A 23,629-nucleotide genomic window follows, 5' to 3' on the forward strand; every position below is an offset into this window, starting at 1 on the left:
GGCCTTTACACAGCGCCCGGCTCTGGGCAGGATGCGAACAGCAACCATGGAAAAATAATCATGCTCCAGAAAGTCCCCCTGCGGTGGCTACTTGCTCTGTTTGGCTTTTCCGTCCTGCCCCTGGCGGCCGACACCCCCTGTGAACCGGTTGACGGTATCCAGTCCATCTGCGGGCTCGCCGCGCCGGAAGACCTGGTGCCCGCGCCCAATGGTCGCGATCTCATTTTCGGCCAGATGGCGGCGCCGGGCGGCCTGTACCTGCTGGACACCCGCGATGACTCGGTGCATTCCCTGCTGCCGGAGCCGGTGCCCGCCCCGCCGGATGCGCTGTGGGGCGACCCACAGTGCCTGCGGCCTGTATCGCGGCTGGAAGCACACGGCCTGGACATCCGTCGCCGCCCGGATGGCCGCTGGCAGCTGCTGGTGGTGAATCATGCGGAGCGCGAATCCGTCGAATTCTTCGAACTGCAGAACCCAACGGGCGATCGCCCGCGTGCCCTCTGGCGCGGTTGCGCCGAGGGGCCACCGGCGGCGAATTTCAACGACGTTGCCGGCCTGTCAGACGGCAGCCTGCTGGTCACGCACATGGCAGACCGGCGCTGGCAATTGGTCAATGCGTTGCTGGCGGCGCTGGGGCGGGATACCGGGTTTGTCTACCGCTGGACCCGCGACGCCGGCTTTACGCCGCTCCCCGCCACCCGTGCGCGACACCCCAATGGCATTCTGCTGGCGCCCGACGAGCAGACGTTTTACCTCAATGTCTACCTCGGCAACCTTGTGCAGCACCGCGCATTGCCCGGGGGCGAACTATTGGCGGAGGTGCCCGTGCCGAAGCCGGACAACGCCAGCTGGGCGGAAGACGGACGGCTTCTGGTGGCCTCCCACGAAGGCACGCTGTGGCAGGTTTTTCGCAGTCTGTCACAGGGGCACCAGCGACCCAGCGAACTGCCGTTCAGCATTGTTGCGCTGGATCCGGTCACGCTTGAGCCAGCTACGCTGCTGCAGCGCTCGGGGCCGCCGATGGGCGCCGGCACCGTCGCGCTGCAGCGGGGCCAGTCAGTTTATATCGGTTCCTACGTGGGCGACCGCATCCTGCGTGTGCCCCTGTCGCTGCTGCAGCGCCCATGACCCGCTTCCGCCGTTTTCTGCTGTGGGCAGCGCCACTGCTGTCCGTCGGCCTGGCACTGCTGCTGCAGGGCGCCGGCCACAGTCAGGACATTGCGGTGGTATCCATGGTGGCACTCTGGTGTGTGCTGTGGTGGGTATTCGAGCCGGTTCCGATACCGGTCACGTCCCTGCTGCCCATTGCGCTGCTGCCTCTGCTGGGTGTGTTGACGCCCGCCGAAGTGGGCCAGGCCTATGGATCTCCCCTGATATTGCTGTTGCTGGGCGGTTTTCTGCTGTCCAAGGCGATGGAGCATTCCGGTGCGCACCGGCGAATTGCCCTGGGCATGGTGCGGCTGGTCGGGGCGGACAGCGGCCCACGGCTGGTGCTGGGTTTCATGGTCGCCGCGGCCAGCCTGAGCATGTGGATCTCCAACACCGCCACTACGCTCATGCTGCTGCCCGTTGCGCTGGCCGTGCTGGAGGCCACCGACCGGCGCCGCGAACTGGCCGTGCCCCTGCTGCTGGGTGTGGCCTACGCTGCCAGTGTGGGCGGAATCGGTACACCCATCGGGACGCCGCCCAACCTCATTTTCATGCAGGTCTATGAACAGACGACAGGGCAGTCGATCAGTTTCAGCCAGTGGATGAGTTGGGCGGTGCCCGTGGTGGTGCTGATGATTCCGCTGATGGCTCTGACCCTCACCCGCAACCTGTCCGGCCCGATCGCGGTGCAGGTGCCGAGCACGGGGGTCTGGCGCAGCGAAGAGAAGCGGGTGCTGACGGTGTTTGGCCTGACAGCTCTGGCCTGGATTACGCGGGGTGAGCCCTTCGGCGGATGGCAGTCCTGGCTGGGGTTGCCCCAGGCGAACGATGCTTCGGTGGCGTTGCTGGCGGTTGTGGTGATGTTTGTGGTGCCGAATGGCAGTGGCGGTCGACTGCTGGATTGGGAGCGGGCCAGCACGATTCCGTGGGGGGTGTTGCTGCTGTTTTCCGGCGGCATCTGCCTGGCCAGCGGTTTTGTGGCCTCGGGGCTCAGCGATATCATGGGTGAGGCGTTAGCCGGCTTGACCGACATGCCTGTCTGGTTGTTGCTGTTGCTGATCTGCCTTGCGGTTACCTTCATGACGGAAACCACATCCAACACAGCGAGTACCACGCTGCTGATGCCGGTGCTTGCGGCTGCGGCGCTGGCGGCGGATCTGCCGCCAGAGTTGATCATGGTGCCCGCAGCGATGAGCGCCAGCTGTGCCTTCATGCTGCCGGTGGCAACGGCGCCCAACTCCGTGGTCTATGGCAGCGGCCTGATCACGACCGCTCAAATGGCGCGTGAGGGACTGCTGCTGAACCTGCTCGGAGCGGTGGTCATCAGCAGCCTGTGCTACGTGCTTGTGAGCTAGCGCCTGCGACGTGTCTCTGCCACAGGCGCCGGCGTTTACAGCAGGGCCATCATGCTCTCGGCAGAGCTGACATCAACGCCCGGGCCCGGCTCTACATTCAGGTGCGTGACCTTGCCGTCGTCTACCAGCATGGCAAAGCGCTGGCTGCGTTTGCCCAGCCCGAAGCCGCTGCCGTCGAGTTCCAGACCCAGTGCCGCGGTGAAGTCACCGTTGCCATCCCCCAGCATCAGCAACTCTTCTGCATTCTGTGACTTGCCCCAGGCATCCATGACGAAGGCATCGTTCACCGCCATGCAGGCGATGGTGTCCACACCCTTGGCCTTGATCTTGTCGGCGTTGACCACGTAGCCTGGCAGGTGGGTCAGGGTGCAGCCGGGGGTGAATGCACCGGGCACGGCGAACAGCAGCACTTTCTTGCCGGCAAACAGCTCATCGGTGCTGATATCGACCGGGCCTTTCTCGCCCATGGTCTTGAGGGTTGCTGAGGGGATTTTGTCGCCAACCTTGATGGTCATGTTACTCTCCTTGTCCCGAACGGGTGTGCCATGAAGCGGGGATCATACCAGATGCACGGCCACTTGCACTGCCCTCTCTGTGGCGCCGGCGGTTACCTCTTCCATGAGGATCGCAGGCGTCACTACGGTCGCTGTGAGCGCTGTTTGCTGGTCTTCGTGCCCCCTCAATTCCACCTGTCGCTGGACGACGAGAAAGCCGAGTACGACCTGCATCAGAACCGTGTGGATGACCCGCACTACCGCGCCTTCCTGGCTCGTCTTGCCACACCGCTGCTGGCGGGGCTGGCGCCGGGCTCGCAGGGGCTGGACTTCGGCTGCGGCCCCGGTCCCGCGCTGGCCGCCATGCTGCGTGAAGCAGGGCACCGGATGAGCCTGTACGATCCCTTCTATGCCCCTGCAGAGGCGGTCCTCCGCCCGGGGTATGACTTCATCACCGCCACCGAGGTGGTGGAGCACTTGCGGGCACCCGCTGGCGAGCTCGACCGGCTCTGGCAGTTGCTGGTTCCGGGAGGTGTCCTGGGCATCATGACCAAGCTGGTGACGGATGCGGAAGCGTTCGCCGGCTGGCACTACAAGAACGACCCCACCCATGTGTGTTTCTTCAGCCGCAGCACCTGGCAGTGGTGGGCGCAGACTCGCGGCAGCCGGCCGGTATTCGAGGGCACGGATGTGATTCTGCTGCGGAAACCGGTCGGCCCCCGCGGCTAGTGTTGTGGCTCAGGTTTTTCCGGCGACGCAATCATGCCTTCGAAGATGGCCTGGCAATCGCGGTAAAAGGTCAGCTGGGCGTCACCCAGGTACGGCGCCACCATGGTCAGCAGCTGCAGCACACCCTGATGGATCACGATATGGGGTGAGCGTGGTGCATGTAGCAGTTGGTCGTAGCTCAGCCAGAAGGTCAGCACCAATGTCATGTTGTCCACCAGGCTGAGTAGCTGGTCGTCGTCGGTATCGATAACCGCCTGTTCCAGCAGCTTGTGGCAGATGGCGAGCAGTGCCGAACGCTGCAGTTGCAGCAGGCGGCGGAAGCCCTTGCGGATGGCCGGATAGCGCTGCTGCAGGTCGTCCAGGTTGTGGTAGAGGAAGCGATACTGCCACATTTCCTCCAGCACCACGTACAGGTAGAACCAGTTGTCCTCCACCTGGCTGGGGTCCGTGCCCAGCGGCCCTTCAAGCGGCGCTGCGAGGGTGTCGCTGAGAGCCAGCTCGTATTGCTGGAACAGCTCGCCGATGATTTCGTCCTTGCCCTTGAAGTGGTAATACAGGTTGCCGGGGCTGATATCCAACTCGTTGGCGATATCAATGGTGGTGGTGTGCGCCTCGCCCTCCTCGTTGAACAGGGCCAGACTGGTCACCAGTATGCGGTCCCGCGTCTTCACCTCGCCGCCGTCGGCTACAGCGTCAGGCGGGCTTGCGGCCGGTGGCGGGCTTGCCCTTCACGGCGGCTCGGCGCGTGGCGGCTTTCTTGCGCGCGGCGGGTTTTCTCGCGGGTTTGCCCTGGGCGGCCAGTGCGGCGCTGAGATCATCCACCTTGCGGGTCAGGCGGTCGATTTTCTCGTGCAGCGCGAGCAGGTCCTCGCCGCGGGCAGGCAGCTGCATCTGAAAGCTCTCACGCACGCGGTGAATGCGTTCCTCAACGGAATTGCGTGCACTGCGGCCGCTGCGCAGGCCCTTGCGCGCCTCGTCTTCCAGCGCGGCGCCGGCCTTTACCAGGTCACGGAACAGCTTGGGTGTTTCCACGCCGGCCTTCTCCATGCGGTCCTGGGCCTCGTCCACGGCGCGCCCGTAGGCACCCACGCCGGCGAGCCAGATGTTGCGGGCTATTTCCCCCGCCTTGTCGGTGACCTTGTTCTTATCGCTCTTGTCATCGCTCACATCGTCCTCCATTGCGCAGGGCGCATTGGGCCATCGGGGCGCTCATTTAAGCAGAAAGCGGGCGCCGTGTGCCAGCGGTGGGGCGGTACATGGATGCCGCTGGCCGGGGGCGGTGGAATGAACGGGCGGGCCGCGGTACAGACAGCTGCGCCGCGCCCGGGAATCTGTGCAAAAATGCATGGATATTATTTTTTTACCGGGGTAGTGTATTTCCGTCAGCCCGGCCACGGTTGGCGTCAGCGACACCTTGGCGACTATAACTATAAAGAGGAATTGGTGCATGAAACAGCAAAAGTATCTGGTCAGCGCGCTGTGTCTGGCCCTTGGCACGACCGCCTCGGCGGGGCTCTACGCAGCAGAGCGCGCGGCCCTCGAAGAAGTGATTGTTACCGCCCAGAAGCGCGAGGAAAACCTGCAGTCGGTCCCCCTGGCGATTTCCGCGTTGTCCTCAGCGGAACTCGAAATGCGCGGTATGGAGAGTCTGGCTGACCTCAACGCGGTCGCGCCCAACGTGATGTTCCGCCAGAACCCCGGAGCGCGCCTGGTTTCGGTGGTATCCATTCGCGGCAGTGTGACCGGGCAACCGGCGATCTGGATTGATGCCCCCGTCGGGCTTTACCTGAACGGTATCTACCTCGGCAAATCCCAGGGCTCCGTATTCGATGTGGTAGACATCGAGCGCGTTGAGGTACTGCGCGGCCCCCAGGGCACACTGTTCGGCCGCAACACCGAGGGCGGTGCGATCAACTTCGTAACGCGGCGCCCCACCGGCGAATTCAGTGGCTCGGCCCTGGCCGAGGTGGGTAACTACGACCGGCGCGTCGGTCGCCTGCAGGTGGATCTGCCGCAGATGGGAATCGCCTCTGCCAGCGTGGGGATGCGCAAGGAGCGCGCCGACGGCTGGGCAGACAACCTCACCGGGCCCGATCTCGGCTCTGTGGATAACGAGGCCTTCCGCGCGTCGATCATGCTGGAGCCCAGCGAGCAGCTGGTGGCCATCTACGACTTTGATTACTCCTACACCGACCAGACGCCAGCACCCTCGTCGCTGGTGTCGCTGGAGGGCTGGGCCGGCACCTTCCCCAGTGTGTTTGGTCCCTTCCTGGGCAGCGCCATTGAAAGTGCGGCGGCGCCCTTTGTCGTGTCCGGTCGCCCGGACACCGTCTCCACCAATACCGTTCCCGGGCAGCCGGGTTTGTTCGAGCGCAGCCGCACGCGAGCACACGCGCTCACGCTGGAATACGACCTGACCTCCAGGGACCAGTTGAAGTACATCGGCGCGCTGCGGACTATGGACTACAACGACAGCCAGGATATCGACGGCATGCCGCTGGATTCCATTGTGGTCATCCCCGGTGCGCTGTCCTGGGGCATGTCTGCGAACTTCAATCGCCTGACCGACTACGAGCAGATTTCCCACGAATTCCAGTGGATTGCCGATCGCGACAACTTCAACTGGGTGTTGGGCGCCTACTATTTCGAGGATGAGGGGGAAACGCTGGGGAGCCAGCTGTTCACGCTGTTCGGCAACGTACCGCAGCAGGTCAACTACGGGGCTGATACCGAGGCCTGGGCCCTGTTCGGGCAAATGGACTGGCGCTTTGCCGACCGCTGGACCGCAACGGTGGGTGCACGCTACACGGAGGAGAAGCGCTCCGGTTTCTCCCACCGTTACACGACGGACGGTTTTGGCGGCTCGTTCATCACCGACGTGGGCCCGGGACTGTTGCCGTTCATCAGCTACAGCGAAACCTTCGATGACACGTCGCCCATGGCGGCCCTGTCCTACGAGCTCTCGCCCGACCTGAATTTCTATCTGCGCGTGGCCAATGGCTTCAAGAGCGGCGGTTTCAGCTCCGAAGTGGCCGACCCGGCGGTGAGCACACCTTTCGAACCCCAGACCTCGCTGTCCACGGAAGTGGGCATGAAGTCACTCTGGCTGGACGGCGCGCTGCGTTTGAACGTCGCCCTGTTCCACAACGCGATTGATGACCTGCACATTACCCAGCTGTTGCCGGGCACGACCCAGTCGCTGCTCACCAACGCGGGGGAGGCCACATATCAGGGGTTCGAACTGGAAATGGCCTACCAGATCACGGACAACTGGCGGATTTCCGGAAACTACGGGTACCTGGATGCGGGGTTTGACAAGTATCTGGATAACTCTTTCGCCCCCGGTCGCCCGATTATCGACACCGCCTCGAACCGTCTGGCACCTTACGCGCCTGAAAATACCGCGGCCCTGCAGCTGGAGGGCACCCTGGCACAGTTTGGTTTCGGTGAACTGCGCTTCCTGCTGGATTACACCTACACCGACAAGGTGTATCTGTACGCGGTCAACAAGAGCCTGACCGCGCCGAATGCGGGTGGCAGCTATGTGCAGGGCATTGATGAAGTGCCGGACACCCAGAACCTGAACGCCCGGCTGCAACTGGCTGACGTGCCGGTGGGTGACGGTACCATGGACTTCTCGTTCTTCGTGCGCAACCTGACGGACGAGGACAAGCAGATCCAGGGTATCGATTTCAGCATGTTCCTGAACGGCGCCTGGCAGGACCCGAGGACCTACATGTTTTCAGCAACCTACAACTGGTAACCTGTCACGCCGGAGGGCCGCCCTGCAGCACCGCAGCCCTCCGGCCTGATTATCGGGCAAAAAAAAGGGCCACAGTGTGGCCCGAAAAGCTCCCTGTCAGGCAGGGAGTAGGGAACAATCTTCAGGCCGCTGTGCGGAAGCCTACTGAACCGCGCAGTTCTGCGAAGCGGCTGCGGGCCTTCTCGATACGTGCTTCCAGCTTCTTGCGATCCTTCAGGGCATCGAGCTCCAGCTTGGGCAGTTCGATATCACCCAGCATGTCTTTGGCGTCTTTTTCGACCTTCGTGCCGCGCTTGACCAGCTCGGCGTAAGCGACTTCAGCGGCTTTGCCGCGCGCATCCAGGCGGGCCTGCAGCTTGTCGAGGCGTTCCTGCACTTCGTCAAACGCCTTGCCGTAGAAGCCGAGGCTGGCGAGGAAGGCGTTGCGGCTCACCGTGCGGGCGCGCTCGCCGAGGCGTGCGGCCGTTTTTTCCGTTTCCTTGGTGGCTTTGGTGGCGCGACGCTTGTAAGTGCGCACCTTGGCTTCGGCCTTGGCGACAGTGCTCTTGCTCGTTGCGCGGCGCTTAGTGGTGGTTTTGCCGGCCGTGGCAGCCTTCCTGGGGGCAGCCTTGCGCTTGGCAGTCGTGCGCTTGGGCGCTGCAGCCTGCGTGTCTGCCGCCGTGTTGGTCGTGGTGTTGGTGGTTTCGTCAGCCATGTCTCTACTCCTCACGTTTGGGGTGCGCTTGCTGCCCGCACCGGACAGAACGGAAGGTACCGAACAAAATTAGAATGATCCTACTAGAAGTGGCAAATTCCCATTTTCCGCATCCGCGGGCTGATCTTCTGCGTAAATCGCGGAACAGGAGTACCATTGTAGTGTCCAGAGAACGTCTTCTTTTCGGTGGCCCCACAGTCGCCCAGCCAGCCCTCAGGTGATTCATGGATTGGAAAAAAACTCGCTCAATGCTCGCTCCGGGCGGTGTGCTCGCCGGCGGCCTGGCGCTGTCCTGGCTACTGCTTACCGGGAAGCCGGCGCCGGAGCCACAGGATCTGCCGCCCCGGGCAGTGCCGATGGTCGATGTCGTTACCGTTGATCCGGCACCGGCCGCGCTGTCGGTGACCACGCAGGGTACGGTCCAGCCGCAGCGGGAAATCGACCTGGTCAGCAGAGTGGCCGGTCAGGTGGAGCGCGTGGCGCAGGACTTTGCGGCGGGCAGCTTTTTTCGTGAGGGCAGCCTGCTGGTGGCCATCGAGGATGTTGATTACGAGCTCATGATCGCTCGCATGGAGTCCCAGGTGGCCGCTGCGCGACAGCGCGTCGCCGAAGAGGAAGGTCGGGCATTGCAGGCGCAGCGGGAGTGGCGGGATCTGGGCAATTCCCAGGCCAATGCGCTGTTCCTGCGCGAGCCGCAGCTCGCCTCGGCGCAGGCCGCATTGCGCGCGGCGGAGGCGGAGCTGGCGGCGGCGCTGCTGGACCTCGAGCGCACGCAGATTACAGCGCCCTTCGACGGGCGCATCAGTGAAAAGTTTGTCGACGCGGGGCAGTACGTCACACCCGGTGCTCGCATTGCACGCGTTTATGCCACCCGTTCCATGGAAGTGCGCCTGCCCCTGACCGACCGTCAGGTCGCGCTTATCGATCTGCCGTTGCACTACCGTGCCGGTGACGCCAGCTCGGAGATGCCGGCGGTGAGCCTGCGTGCGACCTTCGGCGGACGGGATTGGACGTGGCAGGGCCGCATTGTGCGCACCGACGCCAGCGTGGATGAGAACACGCGAGTGGTCTATGCGGTGGCCGAAGTCACCGAAGCATTTGCCCCGGGGCCCTCGGGTGAGCGCCCGCCCCTGGTGCCCGGACTGTTTGTCCACGCAACGATAGAAGGGCGCAGCCTGCCGTCTGTGGTCGGCCTGCCGCGGTCGGCACTGCGCAGTGATGACACGGTGATGCTGGTGGATGCGGGGCAACAGCTGGCGCCGAGAGCGGTGTCCGTGCTGCAAAGCGAGGGCGGGCAGGTCTGGGTGCAGGGGCTCGAGCGCGGCGACCGGGTGGTTGTGCGAGAGCCCGCGGCAACCGTCGCGGGTATGCGTGTCGAGGTCAATGAAGTGGCGCGCATCGCCGGTGCGGGAAACTGATCGTGGGCGGTCCGGTTCGCTGGTTTATCCACAACCCCATTGCGGCCAACCTGCTGATGCTTTTTCTGGTGGTCGGCGGTTTGCTCAGTGTGCCGGCGCTGGACAAGCAGTTTTTCCCGCAGATCGAACTCAACCGGGTCAGTATCTCACTGGTTTACCCGGGCGCGGGCCCACGCGAAGTGGAGGAGCAGATCTGTGTGCGGGTGGAGGAAGCCGTACACGACCTCAGCGGCGTTCGGGAGATACGCTGCACCGCGCGAGAAGGCATGGGGACCGTGCTGGTCGAGGCTGAACCCGACTACGACATGCAGCGCCTGTCCGCGGAAATCAAGACCCGGGTGGATGCCATCAATACCTTTCCGGTGGAGGCGGAGCGCCCCATCGTCACAGAACTCGCCTTTCGACACTACATGGCCGCAGTGTCACTGGCGGGCAATCTCGGAGAGCGGGATCTCAAGCGCCTCGGCGAGCGGTTGCGTGACGACCTCGCGGCGCAGCCGCACGTGTCGGTCGTGGAGCTGGATACCCCGCGACCTTATGAGGTTTCAGTGGAGGTGTCCGAGTACACCCTGCGTCGCTACGGACTGACCTTCGCCGATGTGGTGGCGGCGATACGGGGGTCGTCGCTCAACCTGCCGGCGGGCGCGATCAAGGACGCCGGTGGCGACATCCGGCTGCAGACCCGCGGCCAGGCCTACGACCGCTTCGAATTCGAGCGGATTCCCGTGGTGACGGGCAGGGACGGCACGCAGGTTCTGCTGCGTGACGTCGCCACAGTCGTTGACGGCTTTGAGGACGTGGACGTACGCACCCGCTTCAACGACAAGCCTTCCCACACCCTGCATGTCTTTGTTACCTCCAACCCCGACACGCTGAAAACCAGCGAGACCGTTCACCGCTGGGTGGAGGAGACCCGGCCGGGGCTGCCTCCGGGTGTTGAACTGTCGGTGTGGCGCGACTCCTCAGTGCCGTTCAAGGGTCGTGTTGATACGCTGCTGAAGAACGGGATTGGTGGGTTGATACTCGTGTTCATGGTACTGGTGCTGTTCCTGCGCCCGCGGCTGGCGATGTGGGTCTGCGTGGGCATTGGGGTGGCCTTTATCGGTACGCTGTTCCTGCTGCAATACACCAACACCAGCCTGAACATGATTTCGCTGTTCGCTTTCCTGCTGATACTGGGCATTGTGGTGGACGATGCAATCATCGTCGGAGAGTCGGTGCACGCCCGGCAGGCGGCTGGGGAGCGGGGCATTGCCGGTGCCATCAATGGCACCCAGGCCGTCATCAAGCCGGTGATGTACGCGGTGATCAGCACGATGATTTTCTTTGTGCCGATGTTTTTCATGCCCGGCGACATGGCCCAGGCGGCAATCGCCATTCCCTCCGTGGTGATTCTGGCGCTGGCCCTGTCGCTGGTGGAGTGCCTGCTGATCCTGCCGCCGCACCTGGCCCATATGCCGCCGGTGAAACCCAGCCGGTTTGCCTTGCTGCGCCGGCTCGAACAGCAGCGATTGCGCTTTGCAGACGGCATGACGCGCATTGCGCGGCAGCGCTACCGGCCCTTCCTGGCGCTGTGCCTGCGCCATAACCTGCTGATTATGGCAGTGTTTTTCGTCATGCTCGTGGTCAGCCTGGCCCTCTATGGTGGTGGCTGGCTGCGCTCCGCCTTCTTCCCCTCCATAAACTCCGACTACGTCGTCGCCGAGATCGAGCTGCCGGAAGGCGGCGCCTTTGAGGATACGCTGAAGGTATTGCGCCAGGTCGAGTCGGCGGCGCTGCAGATCAAGCGTGAATACAATGAGGATCCGCGCTACAACGTGCTCGGCCCGGCCATTGGCCACATAGACTCCAGCGGTAACGCCAACGCGATTGAGGTGATCATCGAGACCGTGTCGGATGAGGTGGATACCGGAGAGCTTTCCGAGCGCTGGCGCGAAGCCATCGGCGAACTGGGGCCGGTGCAGGACTTCCGCATGGACTACACCATCAACGAAACCGGCAAGCCCATCCGCCTGGTGGCCACCGCGACCTCGCTGGACGATCTCAAGGCGGTCTCGCTGGCGTTGCGGGAGGTGTTGCAGTCCTATGAGGGGGTCTACAACATCAACGACACCTTGCAGGATCCCCAGGAAGAGATCGTGCTGGGGCTGAAACCGGCGGCGGAGAACCTGGGGATTACGCTGGCTGACCTGGCGAGGCAGGTGCGTGAGGCCTTCTACGGCGCTGAAGTGCAGCGTATTCCCCGCACCCGTGAGGACGTACGCGTGATGGTGCGCTACCCGGAGTCAGAGCGTCTGTCCGTGGATAATCTGCAGGAAATGCGGGTACGCACCCCGGCCGGAGGCGAGGTGCCGTTTGCCACAGTAGCCGAGGTGCAGTACGAGCCCGGCTATCTGACCATTGAACGCCTCAACCGCAAACGCACGCTGGAGGTGTCGGCGGAGGTGGTGCCGGGCAGTGTGGTGCCGCGCGCCGTGGTCAATGCCATCCTCAATGACCACCTGCCGGAATGGAAGCGGCAGTTTCCGGGGCTGACCCTGTCGCTGGACGGCGAGTTGCAGGAAGAATCGGCCTTCATGGATGCCATGCTGAAGTACCTGGTACTGGCCATGTTGGTTATCTACGCCCTGATGGCGGTGCCGTTCCGCTCCTATTTCCAGCCGCTACTGGTGCTGACCGCCGTGCCCTTTGGGGTGATGGGGGCGATATTCGGGCACTTTATCCTGAACTGGGAGGTGAGCATGTTCTCGTTCCTTGGTGTGATCGCCTGTGCGGGCGTGGTGGTGAACGACAACCTGGTGCTGATTGATCGCATCAACCAGCTGCGTGCGGTGGGGCACCCGGTGCTCAAGGCCCTGCTACAGGCGGGCGAGGACCGTTTTCGCCCCATCATCCTCACCTCGCTGACCACCTTCGTCGGTCTGCTGCCGATCATGGCGGAAACCAGCGTGCAGGCGCAGTTCCTCATCCCGATGGTGACCTCACTGGCATTCGGCGTGTTGTTTGCCACGGGCGTGACCTTGCTGCTGGTGCCCTGCCTCTACCTTGCGGGTGAGCAGGTAGGCGCCAGAATCCTGCACCGGCGCCAGCGGCTGCAGGACCTGATCGATCCCGCGTAGGGGGGGAAAGCTCGCCGGTACACCACGTACCGGCACGCAGACTCAGTTCGGCTTTGGCCCGGCGGCAACAATGGCCGGTGACACGTCGAACTTCTTGATGTTTTCCTGGAACAGGGTGGCGAGGGTGCGCGCCTGTTCGTCATACGCGGCCGTATCACCCCAGCTGTTGCGGGGGTTGGTGTACTTGGCGTCGACGCCGGGGATGGCCGTCGGGAAATCCAGGTTGAGGATGCCCAGGTGCTCACGGGGCGCGTTCAGCAGTGCGCCGCTCTGAGCCGCTGCAACGACGGCGCGGGTAACCGGGATCGGGAAGCGTGAGCCGGTGCCGCCGGGGGCGCCGGAGCCGCCGGTCCAACCGGTGTTGATCAGGTAGACCTGGCTGCCGAAGTCTTCGATGCGCTTCATCAGCAACTCGGCGTAGTCACTTGCCGGCCGCGGCATGAAAGGGGCGCCGAAACAGGTGGAGAAGGTGGGGTGAATGCCCGCTTCGGCACCCAGTTCGGTAGAGCCAACCCGTGCCGTGTAGCCGCTCAGGAAGTGGAACGCTGCCGCTTCCTTGGACAGTATGGACACGGGGGGCAGTACGCCGGATACGTCGCAGGTGAGGAAAATGACGCACTTGGGTTCGCCGCCGGCGTTGGCCTCGGTGCGCTTGGCAACGTGCTCCAGCGGGTAGCAGCAACGACCGTTCTCGGTCAGGCTGGTGTCGCTGTAGTCGGCGTGGCGCTGGGTGTCGAGGACCACGTTTTCGATGATGGCGCCAAAGCTGATGGCGTCCCAGATCACCGGCTCATTCTTCTGGCTCAGATCGATGGTCTTGGCGTAGCAGCCGCCTTCGATATTGAACACGGAGCCCTTGGCCCAGCCGTGCTCATCGTCGCCGATCAGGTAGCGATCGGGATCCGCTGACAGGGTGGTTTTGCCGGTGCCGGAGAGGCCGAAGAACAGGGTTGTATCGCCGTCTTCACCGACGTTGGCCGAGCAGTGCATGGACATGACGTCTTTTTCCGGCAGCAGGAAGTTCTGCACCGAAAACATGGCTTTCTTCATTTCACCGGCGTAGCGCATGCCCGCGAGCAGAATTTTGCGCCGGGCAAAGTTGAGGATCACGATGCCGTCGGAGTTGCTGCCGTGGCGCGCCGGATCGCAGACAAAGCCCGGTGCGTTCATCACCGTCCACTCGGGCTTGCGGCCGATATTGTATTGCTTGGGGCGGATGAACATGTTGCGGCCGAACAGGTTCTGCCACGCGGTTTCCGTGACAACCCGCACCGGCAGGTAGTGGTCGCTGTGCTCGCCAACATGGAGGTTGGAGACAAAGCGGTCGCGCTCGTCGAGATAGGCTTCGACCTCGTCCCAGAGGGCGTCGAAGCGCTCGGCGTCGAAGGGGCGGTTAACAGGGCCCCAGTCTATGCTGTCCTCGGTGCTGGGTTCACGCACGATGAAGCGGTCGGCGGGAGAACGGCCGGTGCGCTTGCCCGTGGTAACCAGGAGAGCGCCGGTGTCGGCAAGAATGCCTTCTCCGCGTTTGAGTGCCTCTTCAACCAGCTGTGCCGTACCCAGGTCGACGTATTCCCGGGGAGTGTTGCTTTCAAGGGTCATGGTGAGTCCTGTGTTCCTGCTGCTCAGTGCAGCCCGCCACGCAGAGCGGAGTTGCCTCTAGGGGTCTTTCAGGGGGCGCCATTATGTCAGAATCCCCCGGGTATGCGAACCGGATTATGCAAAATTTCGGCGATCGTCGGCGAGCCTCAATGCACGGTGCCGCCGCGGCCTTCCGACAGCAGGTCATACAGCGCCTCGCGCTCGAAACGGTACTGCTGGTTGCAGAACTCGCAGTCCACGGCGATGTGGCCCTGCTCGGCGAGAATCTCCTCCAGTTCGTGAGGCGGCAGCGCGGCCAGTGCGCTGCGGCTGCGCTGCTCTGAGCAGCTGCAATGGAAGCGCACCGAACGCGGGTCGAACAGGCGCACGGGGTCTTCATGGTAGAGGCGGTGCAGCAGGGTTTCCGCAGGCAGCTGCAGCAACTCGTCGCTGCTCACGGTCGCGGCGAGCGTGCTTGCATGTTGCCATTGCCGGGCTCGCACATCCGCACTGCGCTGCAGTTGGGCCGGCAGTTGCTGCAGCAGGAGCCCGGCGGCCTGGTGCCCGTCGCTGGCCAGCCAGAGGCGGGTCTGCAGCTGTTCCGACTGCTCGAAATAGGCATCCAGGCTGGCGGCGAGTGAATGCTCTGACAGCGGCACAATACCCTGATACGGCTTGCCCCGCAGGGGCTCCACAGTGATCGCCAGTACGCCGTCTGCCAGAAGCTGGGTAAAGGCTTCGGAGGTGGCATGCTGGGCGCCGCGTGCAATACCCCGCACCAGCAGCTGGTCGCTGCACTCGGCCATCAGCAGGGGAATCTCGCCCTCGCTGCGTGCCTGCAGTACCAGTCGCCCCTCGAACTTCAGGGTGGTGCTGAGCAGGGTGGCAGCGGCCAGGAATTCACCCAGTAACCGGCACACTCCCGGCGCGTATTGGTGAACGGCCAGCATGTCCGCCAGCGTGTGGTCCAATTGCACCAGTTCGCCACGGATGTCAGCGTCGTCAAAGAGAAAGCGTCGGCTATAGTCGGTGCCCGCGTCCCGGGTATCTGCTGTGTCGGTCATGAGGGTGCTGTCATCCATGTTCCGCTCCGGCGGTGCGCCGGCGTACGGGTGCTTCGGTTGGCAAGGTTTAGCATTTGAGGCCGCTCCCATCTATTTTAATGGTTACGGTGACCCGGGTCATCCGCCGGAGTACAGTGGACGTAGTTCTCATGTGGCTGCGGTGGTGGCCGCGCTATAACAAACAGGAGCAGCATAATGAGATTCAGCTACCAGATCGGTATGTGCGAGGCCGATCACTATGTCCCGCTGGCGAAGGCCGCGGAGCAGGCCGGTTACGACGGCCTGACCATTCCCGACAGCATCTGTTATCCCCAGGAGGCCAGCTCCAAATATCCTTACAACAAGGATGGCAGCCGCGAATTCCTGGAGAGCGTCCCGTTTCTGGAAAGCCTGATCGCCGTGGCAGGCATGGCGACCGTCACCGAGAAGATCCGCTTCGCCACCTTCGTCTATAAGGTGGCGGTGCGCCAGGCGGCGATCGTTGCCAAGCAGGTGCAGAGCATCCAGGCGCTGTCCAACAACCGCTTCGACTTCGGGGTGGGTATCAGCCCCTGGGAAGAGGACTTTGCAGTGTGCGATGTGCCGTGGGAAAAGCGCGGACTGCGCCTCGACGAGCAGATTGACATCATCCGTGGCCTGGAGAGCGGCGAGTTCTTCGGCTACAAGGGCGAGATACACAACCTGCCGGCGATCAAGATGACCCCCAAGCCCACCGCGCCCACGCCCATACTCGTGGGTGGTCACGCCGAGCCGGCGCTGCGCCGCGCGGCCAAGGTCGGCGATGGCTGGATGTGCGCGGGTGCGGACATGCAGCAGCTGGAGGGCTACATACGTCGCCTGCACGAACTGCGCGATGAGCACGGTACCAGCGACCGTCCCTTCCGAATCTTCACCACCGGCCAGGACGCCTTCACCCGCGAAGGTATCGAGAAACTGGAAAGCATTGGCGTGACCGATGTGGTGATTGGCTTCCGCAACGTCTACGAGATGGAGGAAGACAAGCCCCTGGACGAGAAGATCGCCATGCTGAACTGGTACGCCAGCGAGTTTATCCAGCGCTGAGCACAGTCAGCGGGCCCGTAGGCGCGAGCCGGCGGATGCGCTAAAGTGCGCGCTTTTCGTCGGCCCGCGCCATGAACAACCTGCTGTTGTATGCCATCACGGTGGTGATCTGGGGTTCCACCTGGATCGCCATCAAATTCCAGCTGGGGACGGTGGCGCCCATGGTGTCGATTGCCCATCGCTCCATGCTTGCCGCGTTGCTGATTTTTCTCTATCTGGTGTTGCGGCGTCGCCTGACGCCGCTCTCGCGACGCGACCACCTGATGGTCTTCTTCCAGGGACTGTGCCTGTTCAGCGGCAATTACCTGTTCATTTATCCCGCCAGCGAGCATCTGGCCAGCGGCCTGGTGGCGGTGGTGTTCTCTACCCAGGTCGTGCTGAACATGGTCAACGGCGCTATTTTCCTGCGGCTTCCCATCAGCGGCATGGTGGCGCTGGGCGCCGGCATAGGGCTGGTCGGGATGGTCGGTGTGTTCATGCCCCAGCTCGAGAGCTTTACCTTCGATGACGCTGGCTTTCGCGCCCTGCTGCTGTGTTTTGCCGGCACCTGCTGCGCGTCCTTTGGCAATATTTTCGCAGCGCGCAACAGTCGCGATGGCTTGCCGGTGCTGGTCTGCAACGCCTGGGGTATGCTCTACGGCGCGCTTGCACTGTATACCGCCGCGCTGCTGCTGGGCACGCCTATTACGGTCGACTGGCAGTTCAGTTACCTGAGTTCCCTGCTGTATCTCGCGGTGTTCGGCTCGGTGGTGGCGTTCTGGGCCTATGTCACGCTCATCGGCAATATCGGCCCGGGCCGGGCGGCATACAGCTCACTGCTGTTCCCGGTGGTGGCGCTGTTGATCTCGACCGTGTTCGAAGGCTATCACTGGACACTGCTGGGTCTGCTCGGCTTTGCCCTGGTGCTGGCGGGTAACTGGCTGGTCATGCGCCGCGGCACGGCGTAATCTTGGGCACAAAAATACAGGCATTCGACCATGGCGGGATTCCGGCTGACCAAACCTTACACCATGCCCAAAGAGGACCTGCGCCAGGCGGCGCAGCGCCTTGCGGACCAGTTGGAGCGCGAACACGGCGTGCGCTCGCGCTGGGAGGGTGACAGCGTGCGCATGAAGGGCGGCGGTATCGACGGCAAGCTGTCGTTTCACGACGGGCTGGTGGACGTGTCGGTGCGCCTGGGCCTGCTGGCCTCGGCGTTCCAGGGGCCGCTGCGTGCCGAAGTGCAGCGCTACCTCGATGAGATGATCAGCTGAGCAGGGTGGCTCCCGCCAGCGGGTCGGGGCCATCGATCAATGCCTGGAACGCTTCCGCCAGCGCCTCGCTGCGCGCCACACACTCGCGCCAGACCGCCACCCTCTGAGCGGTGCTCAAGCGGGTGAAATCCCTGCGGTCCGGGATTTTCCCCCCGGGCAGTGTGGCGACGAACTGCGGGCTGGGGCACAGCAGCACCAGGTCGTCGAGATTCTCCAGGCCGGATCTGCGCCAGGGCAGGAATTTGTCGAACCAGCCCGCGGTGAGGTCAGGGCGGAAGTGCGGGTACAGTACCAGTCCCTCGCCGCGGTACTGTCTCAGGTCGAAGTGATAGTCGATGATGCCACCATCCCAGTAGTGTCCCGGTGGCGCGCCGCCAATGTTGCGTTCGCCGGCCAGCACGAAGGGTATTGAGCCGCTGGCCTGCAACGCGAGGGGCACTGTCGGCGGCCGCAGACGCGTGTAGGCGGTCCTGAAGTCAGTCATCGAGAGCTGCGGAGCCGGGCGCTCGCCGCTGTGGAAAACCACCCGCTGGAAGCCGGCACCGAGCAATCGGCGGTGGACGGTGTTGCCGAGGGCCGCCGCGCCCATGGCGGCGCCGAGCAGGGCCGGTTGCCGCGCGCCCGCAGGCCCTCTGCCGCGTGCGGTCACAATGTGGGTGCGCCAGCGAGGGTGATCGCTCAGTGCGGCGGCGCCCTCGGCGCCGAGCAGCTGGGCGAGGATGTGTGCGCTGGCGGCGCTGATTTCGCTGGGTGGTGGACGCGCGCTGTAGGCCTGCTCAAGATAGGCGCTCTGGAAACGGTCCAGTGCCGCCACAGGGTCCGCCTGCGCCAGGCAGGCGTGTCGCCAGGAACCGATGGAGGATCCCAGCAGCGACATCGGTTCCTCCCCGCGCTGCAGGAAGTCGCCGAACAACACGCGGTCGAGCTGGCCCAGTACCAGCCACTTGGGCCCCCCGGAGGCACCCAGAAGCAGGCTGAAGTGATCCGGGTGCCAGCCCTGGTCGCGCAGCACCCCGGCCGCGCGACGCCCGAGGTAAACCGACAGTGCCTGTTCAGCGCTCAGAGCGCACCTCCCGCGGTGTGCGACCGGTCCATTTCTGGTAGGCGCGGCGGAAATTGGAGGCGTCGTTGAAGCCCACCAGGTAGGCAATGGTGGACAGGGGCAGGCGACCGCTTTTCAGGTAGCGAGTGGCATGCTCCGCCCGGACCTTGTCCAGCAGCTGCTGGTACGCGGTACCTTCATGTTCCAGGCGCCGACGATAGGTGCGGGGGCTCAGGTTGAGCATGTTGGCCACCTGGGGCATCTGCGGATACTGGCCCTCCAGCTTGCGCAGCAGGCGCAGGGTTTGCTCCGACACGGAATCGTGCTCCTCCAGGTCTGCGAGCAGGCGTGCACACTCGTTCTCGTACAGTGAACGCAGTGCAGGATTGGACAGCGGCAGGGCCACATCCAGCAGGCGGGCGTCAAACGAGATGCGCCCCAGTGCACTGTCAAAGTGCACGTCCTCGCCAAACACCTCGCGGTAGGTGTCGGCATGCGGCGGCGGCGGGTAGGGGAGTTCCACGCGCACAACGAGATCCTGCCGGTTGAGCAGGCCGCGGAGCGTATTGAGCATGGCAGCATACATCAGCTCGGTGCCGAACTCGGGTGGATTGTCCGCGGGTGCGGCAACGGTGGTCAGCACGCAGCGGCCATCGGTTTCGGTGAATTCCAGCTGCAGCGTGGGCGAGGACAGCAGGTGGTAGTAGCGCATGAACAGATCCATCACCTGGCGCAGGTCGCGACAGGTCATGAAGGCCTGGCCGAGGATGGCGTGCGCGCTCAGGTTCAGGCGCATGCCAAGATGCAGGCCCAGCGCCGTGTTGCCCGTGATGGCCAGGGCGTTGGCGACCAGTCGGGAAAAGTCGTCTTCACTGACGCGCGCACCGATGCCGGCGAGCCCGGAGTCGGCGAGGGAGGTGCCGACCAGCATGTCCTCACGGTCAAAGCCCCAGCTCTCGACCATGTCGATCAGGATCAGGATGTACTGTGCTGGCGAGCTGACTCGGGGCATGGCTTCATTTGGCCACAAATAACCTCATTTTGACAAGACTTCACCTTGTGAGCCGCGTATGGCTCGCACATAGTACAGGCTGGTGTAATGTCGATGTCAGGAGTACGGTTATGAAAGTAGAGTGGAGTTCCACCCCGCGCAAGATCCAGCGCTTCGCCAACGCCGACTACCCCCGTGAAAACCCGGATCTGGAAGATCTGCTGACAGCCGGCGATGTTGACCACATTGCAGAGATTTTCAACACGCCGCTGACCGGGTCCTACAACTGGGATTACAAGGTACAGGACGATCGCATCAAGAAGCTGTACGACCTGGGCAAGCAGCTGAACTGGGACCCGGAGATGGATATCAACTGGGATCGTCCCTGGCCCGATGAAGAGCGTATGCCCGAGTTGATGAACCTGCATACCTATCAGCCCTATCTCGACATGGACGAGCCGACCCGCAAGGAGTTCTGGCTGCACATGAACGCCTGGAGCCTGTCGCAATTCCTGCACGGAGAGCAGGGTGCGCTGCTGGTGGCCTCTCAGCTGTGTTCCTGTGCGCCCACCCTGAATGCCAAGCTGTACGCCGCGTCACAGACCTTTGACGAAGCGCGCCACGTGGAGGTTTTCAACAAATACCTGCAGAAGCGCATTGGGGTGATGTACCCGATCAATACGCACCTGAAGGCAATTATCGACAAGATCCTCACCGATGCACGCTGGGACATGAAATTTATCGGCATGCAGCTGGTGATCGAGGGGCTGGCCCTTTCGGCGTTCAACACGACCCGCGAAACCACGCCGGACCCGGTGCTCAAGGACGTGGTGTACCTCGTGACGCGCGACGAGGCGCGGCACGTCACCTTCGGGGTCAACTACCTGGAAGAGTTTGTCAAAACCCTCTCCGACGAGGAGCGTGAAGAGCGCGCGCAGTTTGCCTATGAGGCCTGCGTGGTCAGTCGGGAGCGGCTGGTGGCCACGGACGTCTTCGCGCACTTTGGCTGGGACGTGGAAGAGGCGCGGTTGCAGGTGCTGGAAGGCTTTGTCATGTCCACCTTCCGCAACCTGCTGTTCCAGCGCGTGATCCCCAACCTGAAGCGCATCGGCCTGTTGACCGACAAGATCCGGCCGAAGTTCGAGGCGCTGGGAATCCTCGAGTTCGAGAATCTGGCGACGGACGGCGATATCGACTGGGCGCTGCTCGAGCGTCCGCTGGACACCAACGAGGCGCAGGGTTACGAGCAGAGTATGCTGGCGGAGTTCCACAAGCTGCAGGATGCTCCGGAAGAGCCGCGCAAGGCGAGCTGACGGCGTATCGTCCGCCACAAAAAAGCCGGCTCAGAGCCGGCTTTTTTGTGGAAGTCAGTACCCCGGCTCAGGCGGAGGCGAGTGCCTTGATCTGGGTGTTCAGGCGGCTCTTGTGCCGGGCGGCCTTGTTCTTGTGGATGATGCCCTTGTCGGCCATGCGGTCGATAACAGGAACGGCGCTGGCGTAGGCAGCCTTCGCCTGCTCGGCATCGCCCGTTGCGATCGCGGCAATGACTTTCTTGATGTTGGTGCGAACCAGTGAACGCAGGCTGGCGTTGTGGGCGCGACGCTTTTCCGCCTGGCGGGCGCGCTTTCTGGCTTGTGGGGAGTTGGCCACAATGATGTCCTCGTGGGTTGGCAAAATTCAGGAGGCGAGATTATTCACATAAGCCCATGAGTTGTCAACTGCCAGCCCGGTTCCCGGGGGCTTGCTGCGTCATGCGGCGAAGCTGCGGTATACTGCCTGTTTAACCTGTCAGTGCCGGAAATACACGCCATGGTTGCGACCCAGGTACACAGAGCCGAACTCGCGGGTGGTACCGCCGAGCGCATCCTCGATGCCGCCGAGGACCTGTTCGCCAAGAAAGGTTACAAGGGCGCTTCGCTGGGCGAGGTGGCAGAGCGCGTGGGTATCCGCTCCCCCAGCCTCTACAATCACTTTCGCAACAAGGAAGCCCTCTACCGGGCGGTGTTGGGCCGCTTGCTGGATGAGTTCGCCGCGCCCATGGAGGAGCTGCACACGGCGCCGATCACCGATGAGCGCCTGTATCAGTGGCTGGAAGCGATAGTGCGCAAGCATCACGCCAATCCCAACCTCGCCCGCCTGCTGCAGCACGCGGCGCTGTCCGGTGGCCCCGGCACCAACGACCTGATCGAGCGCTTTTTCCGGCCCATGTTTCACGACGATGACGGTCTGCTGCAGCCCGGTCTGCGCGCTCTGGGCAATGCCGGTCTGCGCCCCTGGGCCGTGATGGCCTTCAACAACCTCATCATGTCCTACGTGACGATGGCGCCGATGTACCGCGACCTGCTCGGCCAGGACCCGTTCAGCGAGGAAGCGCTGGAGCGCCAGCTCACCCTGATAAAAACCCTGGTGCAGGCGGTGATCGCAACCCCCACTGCCGCACCAGCCTGATTCGGAGCTCACATGCCGCTGCTGGCTGACACAGTACACATCTGGCGCGCCCCCGAGGGCGACTATCATGTGGAGTGGGAGGCCTCCCACCCCCAGACCCGGGTCACCGTCAGTCCGCTGGACGCTGCGTCGCCGGATCTGCAAGTGCACTACGAGGACGCGGTGTCGCGACTGCGTATCTCTGGCTTGCCAGCCGACCGCCGCCACACCTTTCGGCTGCACGACCAGCACGGCAATGAACTGGTTGCGATGGAGCGTCGCCTCGGCATGCAGGGCACGCCCAACTTCCGCGATTTCGGCGGCTATCGCACGGCAGATGGCCGGCGTGTGCGCTGGGGTTACCTGTACCGTTCGGGGCAGCTCTCGGGTTTGACGGAGCGTGATCTGGCGCTGCTGGCGTATCTGCAGCTGGATCTGTTGTGCGACTTTCGCCGCGAAGAGGAGCAGAGTGCCAGCCCGAACCGGCTGCCGCGGGAGCGGGCGCCACGCGTCGCCAGCCTGCCGATTACGCCGGGCAGCAACGATGCGGCCTTCGCCAACGGGCAGCTCGACCGCGGAGGGCGCCAGCCGATGTTCAACTTCATGGTGGATATCAACCGGGATTTTGTCGAGGCGCAGAGCCCCATGTATCGGCGCATGTTCGCCGAGATACTCGCCGAGGATGATGCCCGCTTTCTGGTGCACTGCGCGGCAGGCAAGGACCGCACAGGCTTCGCTGCCGCCATCATTCTGATGGCGTTGGGGGTGTCGGTGGATCAGGTGATGGCAGATTACCTGTTGACGCGTCGCTTCTTCGACCCGCGGCAGGAGATCGACCGCCTGCGCATCAAGTACGGTTTCCAGTCAGTAGAAGACGAGGCCATCATGCCGATGCTGGAAGTGCACGAAGCGTACCTGCAACGGGCGCTGCAGGCGATTGCCGATTACGGCGATGTCGACACCTACCTGACCCGGGAGCTGGGGGTAGGGAGCGCCGAGCGCGAGGAGTTGCGCCGGCGCTATCTCGAGGGCTGATCAGAGCGCGTTACAAGCGGCCTTCGCGGCTTTGATCTGCTTGCGCTCGCAGCTGTCGTTCAGCTCGTTGCCTGCGCACCACTTGCGACGGTTTTCCCAGGCAGTGAGGGTCGCCGTTTTGCCATTGGAGCACTTCACGAGGTACTCGGAGTAGGCGGCGCCGGTGTTGGACTCATGGTTGCCCTGGAAGACGATGCTGGTCGGCTTGGCGGCGAAGGCAGCGGATGACAGGGCCAGCAGGGCGGAAACGGTGGCGATTTTGACGAGTTGCATAGTAGTTCCTCAACGGACGGTAGAAGTCAGTGTTCAGCCTGTAACGGTGTTTGACCGCCGGCAGGATGCGTTCAGTATACGACCTGAATACGTGTGTAAAACAGTTACAGATTGGTAACTCTGAGCACGAAAAAGTAACAGGCATTCCGTGTCGCGCTTGTCCGATTTAGATAAGCGACT

At 63.4% G+C, this 23,629-nt stretch carries 22 protein-coding genes; 12 read left to right on the forward strand and 10 right to left on the reverse strand.

Translation table 11 applies throughout. From position 1 onward, the window contains the following. The first annotated feature begins 60 nt into the window (after positions 1 to 60). Both AACZ17_RS10120 and AACZ17_RS10125 read left to right on the forward strand, forming a co-directional pair. A complete protein-coding gene (locus tag AACZ17_RS10120; RefSeq protein ID WP_290742285.1) occupies positions 61 to 1,128 on the forward strand; it encodes an SMP-30/gluconolactonase/LRE family protein in 1,068 nt (355 codons plus the stop codon). Further along, positions 1,125 to 2,504: an SLC13 family permease gene (locus AACZ17_RS10125; RefSeq protein WP_290742282.1), complete on the forward strand. Its 1,380-nt coding sequence runs from the start codon at positions 1,125 to 1,127 to the stop codon at positions 2,502 to 2,504. Before AACZ17_RS10120 ends, AACZ17_RS10125 begins: the two co-directional genes overlap by 4 nt. A 35-nt stretch (positions 2,505 to 2,539) precedes the next feature. Here the strand turns inward: AACZ17_RS10125 and AACZ17_RS10130 are convergent, their stop codons facing one another. After that, positions 2,540 to 3,019: a peroxiredoxin gene (locus tag AACZ17_RS10130; protein WP_290742279.1), complete on the reverse strand. Its 480-nt coding sequence runs from the start codon at positions 3,017 to 3,019 to the stop codon at positions 2,540 to 2,542. A gap of 30 nt (positions 3,020 to 3,049) precedes the next feature. Between AACZ17_RS10130 and AACZ17_RS10135 the strand changes: the two genes are divergently transcribed. Then, positions 3,050 to 3,727, forward strand: coding sequence for a class I SAM-dependent methyltransferase (locus AACZ17_RS10135; protein WP_290742276.1), 678 nt, complete (start codon positions 3,050 to 3,052; stop codon positions 3,725 to 3,727). On the opposite strand, the gene AACZ17_RS10140 is transcribed toward AACZ17_RS10135, so the two are convergent. Beyond that, a complete protein-coding gene (locus AACZ17_RS10140) occupies positions 3,724 to 4,398 on the reverse strand; it encodes a TetR/AcrR family transcriptional regulator (protein WP_290742273.1) in 675 nt (224 codons plus the stop codon). The genes AACZ17_RS10135 and AACZ17_RS10140 overlap by 4 nt on opposite strands. Before the next feature lie 22 nt (positions 4,399 to 4,420). Beyond that, complete coding sequence (locus AACZ17_RS10145) at positions 4,421 to 4,894, reverse strand: phasin family protein (protein ID WP_290742270.1); 474 nt, start codon at positions 4,892 to 4,894, stop codon at positions 4,421 to 4,423. Between the two features lie 280 nt (positions 4,895 to 5,174). Between AACZ17_RS10145 and AACZ17_RS10150 the strand changes: the two genes are divergently transcribed. Beyond that, on the forward strand, positions 5,175 to 7,490 hold the full coding sequence (locus AACZ17_RS10150; RefSeq protein ID WP_339638241.1) for a TonB-dependent receptor: 2,316 nt from the start codon (positions 5,175 to 5,177) through the stop codon (positions 7,488 to 7,490). Positions 7,491 to 7,611: 121 nt separating this feature from the next. On the opposite strand, the gene AACZ17_RS10155 is transcribed toward AACZ17_RS10150, so the two are convergent. Then, positions 7,612 to 8,184: a hypothetical protein gene (locus AACZ17_RS10155; RefSeq protein ID WP_339638242.1), complete on the reverse strand. Its 573-nt coding sequence runs from the start codon at positions 8,182 to 8,184 to the stop codon at positions 7,612 to 7,614. A gap of 224 nt (positions 8,185 to 8,408) precedes the next feature. Between AACZ17_RS10155 and AACZ17_RS10160 the strand changes: the two genes are divergently transcribed. Together AACZ17_RS10160 and AACZ17_RS10165 are read left to right on the forward strand one after the other, a co-directional pair. Next, positions 8,409 to 9,602, forward strand: a complete 1,194-nt coding sequence (locus AACZ17_RS10160; RefSeq protein ID WP_290742260.1) for an efflux RND transporter periplasmic adaptor subunit — start codon at positions 8,409 to 8,411, stop codon at positions 9,600 to 9,602. 2 nt (positions 9,603 to 9,604) lie between these two features. Beyond that, the gene (locus AACZ17_RS10165; protein WP_339638243.1) at positions 9,605 to 12,721 is read left to right on the forward strand and encodes an efflux RND transporter permease subunit; all 3,117 of its coding nucleotides are present in this window, start codon (positions 9,605 to 9,607) and stop codon (positions 12,719 to 12,721) included. A gap of 42 nt (positions 12,722 to 12,763) precedes the next feature. Here AACZ17_RS10165 and AACZ17_RS10170 read toward each other — a convergent pair whose 3' ends face one another. Then, a complete protein-coding gene (locus AACZ17_RS10170; RefSeq protein ID WP_290742257.1) occupies positions 12,764 to 14,323 on the reverse strand; it encodes a phosphoenolpyruvate carboxykinase in 1,560 nt (519 codons plus the stop codon). A 146-nt stretch (positions 14,324 to 14,469) separates the two neighbouring features. Continuing rightward, positions 14,470 to 15,384 carry an Hsp33 family molecular chaperone HslO gene (gene hslO, locus AACZ17_RS10175; RefSeq protein ID WP_290742254.1) on the reverse strand — a complete coding sequence of 305 codons (915 nt, stop codon included), beginning with the start codon at positions 15,382 to 15,384 and terminating at the stop codon, positions 14,470 to 14,472. A 177-nt stretch (positions 15,385 to 15,561) separates the two neighbouring features. Between hslO and AACZ17_RS10180 the strand changes: the two genes are divergently transcribed. The 3 genes from AACZ17_RS10180 to AACZ17_RS10190 all read left to right on the forward strand — a co-directional run bounded on the left by AACZ17_RS10180 (position 15,562) and on the right by AACZ17_RS10190 (position 17,681). Then, positions 15,562 to 16,428 carry a TIGR03619 family F420-dependent LLM class oxidoreductase gene (locus AACZ17_RS10180; protein WP_290742251.1) on the forward strand — a complete coding sequence of 289 codons (867 nt, stop codon included), beginning with the start codon at positions 15,562 to 15,564 and terminating at the stop codon, positions 16,426 to 16,428. Positions 16,429 to 16,499: 71 nt separating this feature from the next. Further along, entirely contained in the window at positions 16,500 to 17,375 is an 876-nt protein-coding gene (locus AACZ17_RS10185; protein WP_290742248.1) for an EamA family transporter, read from the forward strand. 30 nt (positions 17,376 to 17,405) lie between these two features. Next, complete coding sequence (locus tag AACZ17_RS10190) at positions 17,406 to 17,681, forward strand: polyhydroxyalkanoic acid system family protein (RefSeq protein WP_290742245.1); 276 nt, start codon at positions 17,406 to 17,408, stop codon at positions 17,679 to 17,681. Here AACZ17_RS10190 and AACZ17_RS10195 read toward each other — a convergent pair. Next, on the reverse strand, positions 17,674 to 18,693 hold the full coding sequence (locus AACZ17_RS10195) for a patatin-like phospholipase family protein (RefSeq protein ID WP_290742241.1): 1,020 nt from the start codon (positions 18,691 to 18,693) through the stop codon (positions 17,674 to 17,676). The genes AACZ17_RS10190 and AACZ17_RS10195 overlap by 8 nt on opposite strands. 40 nt (positions 18,694 to 18,733) lie before the next feature. After that, positions 18,734 to 19,735, reverse strand: coding sequence for an AraC family transcriptional regulator (locus AACZ17_RS10200; RefSeq protein WP_290742237.1), 1,002 nt, complete (start codon positions 19,733 to 19,735; stop codon positions 18,734 to 18,736). A gap of 110 nt (positions 19,736 to 19,845) precedes the next feature. On the opposite strand from AACZ17_RS10200, the gene AACZ17_RS10205 reads away from it, so the two are divergent. After that, positions 19,846 to 21,027, forward strand: a complete 1,182-nt coding sequence (locus AACZ17_RS10205; protein ID WP_290742234.1) for a ferritin-like domain-containing protein — start codon at positions 19,846 to 19,848, stop codon at positions 21,025 to 21,027. A gap of 67 nt (positions 21,028 to 21,094) precedes the next feature. On the opposite strand, the gene rpsT is transcribed toward AACZ17_RS10205, so the two are convergent. After that, entirely contained in the window at positions 21,095 to 21,364 is a 270-nt protein-coding gene (rpsT, locus tag AACZ17_RS10210; RefSeq protein ID WP_290742230.1) for a 30S ribosomal protein S20, read from the reverse strand. 159 nt (positions 21,365 to 21,523) lie between these two features. On the opposite strand from rpsT, the gene AACZ17_RS10215 reads away from it, so the two are divergent. Next, positions 21,524 to 22,162: a TetR/AcrR family transcriptional regulator gene (locus AACZ17_RS10215; protein WP_290742227.1), complete on the forward strand. Its 639-nt coding sequence runs from the start codon at positions 21,524 to 21,526 to the stop codon at positions 22,160 to 22,162. A gap of 12 nt (positions 22,163 to 22,174) precedes the next feature. Next, positions 22,175 to 23,176, forward strand: coding sequence for a tyrosine-protein phosphatase (locus AACZ17_RS10220; RefSeq protein WP_290742224.1), 1,002 nt, complete (start codon positions 22,175 to 22,177; stop codon positions 23,174 to 23,176). On the opposite strand, the gene AACZ17_RS10225 is transcribed toward AACZ17_RS10220, so the two are convergent. Next, positions 23,177 to 23,449, reverse strand: a complete 273-nt coding sequence (locus AACZ17_RS10225) for a hypothetical protein (protein ID WP_290742222.1) — start codon at positions 23,447 to 23,449, stop codon at positions 23,177 to 23,179. Positions 23,450 to 23,629 lie beyond the last annotated feature (180 nt).

Source organism: uncultured Haliea sp., assembly GCF_963973825.1.
Taxonomy (GTDB): domain Bacteria; phylum Pseudomonadota; class Gammaproteobacteria; order Pseudomonadales; family Halieaceae; genus Haliea.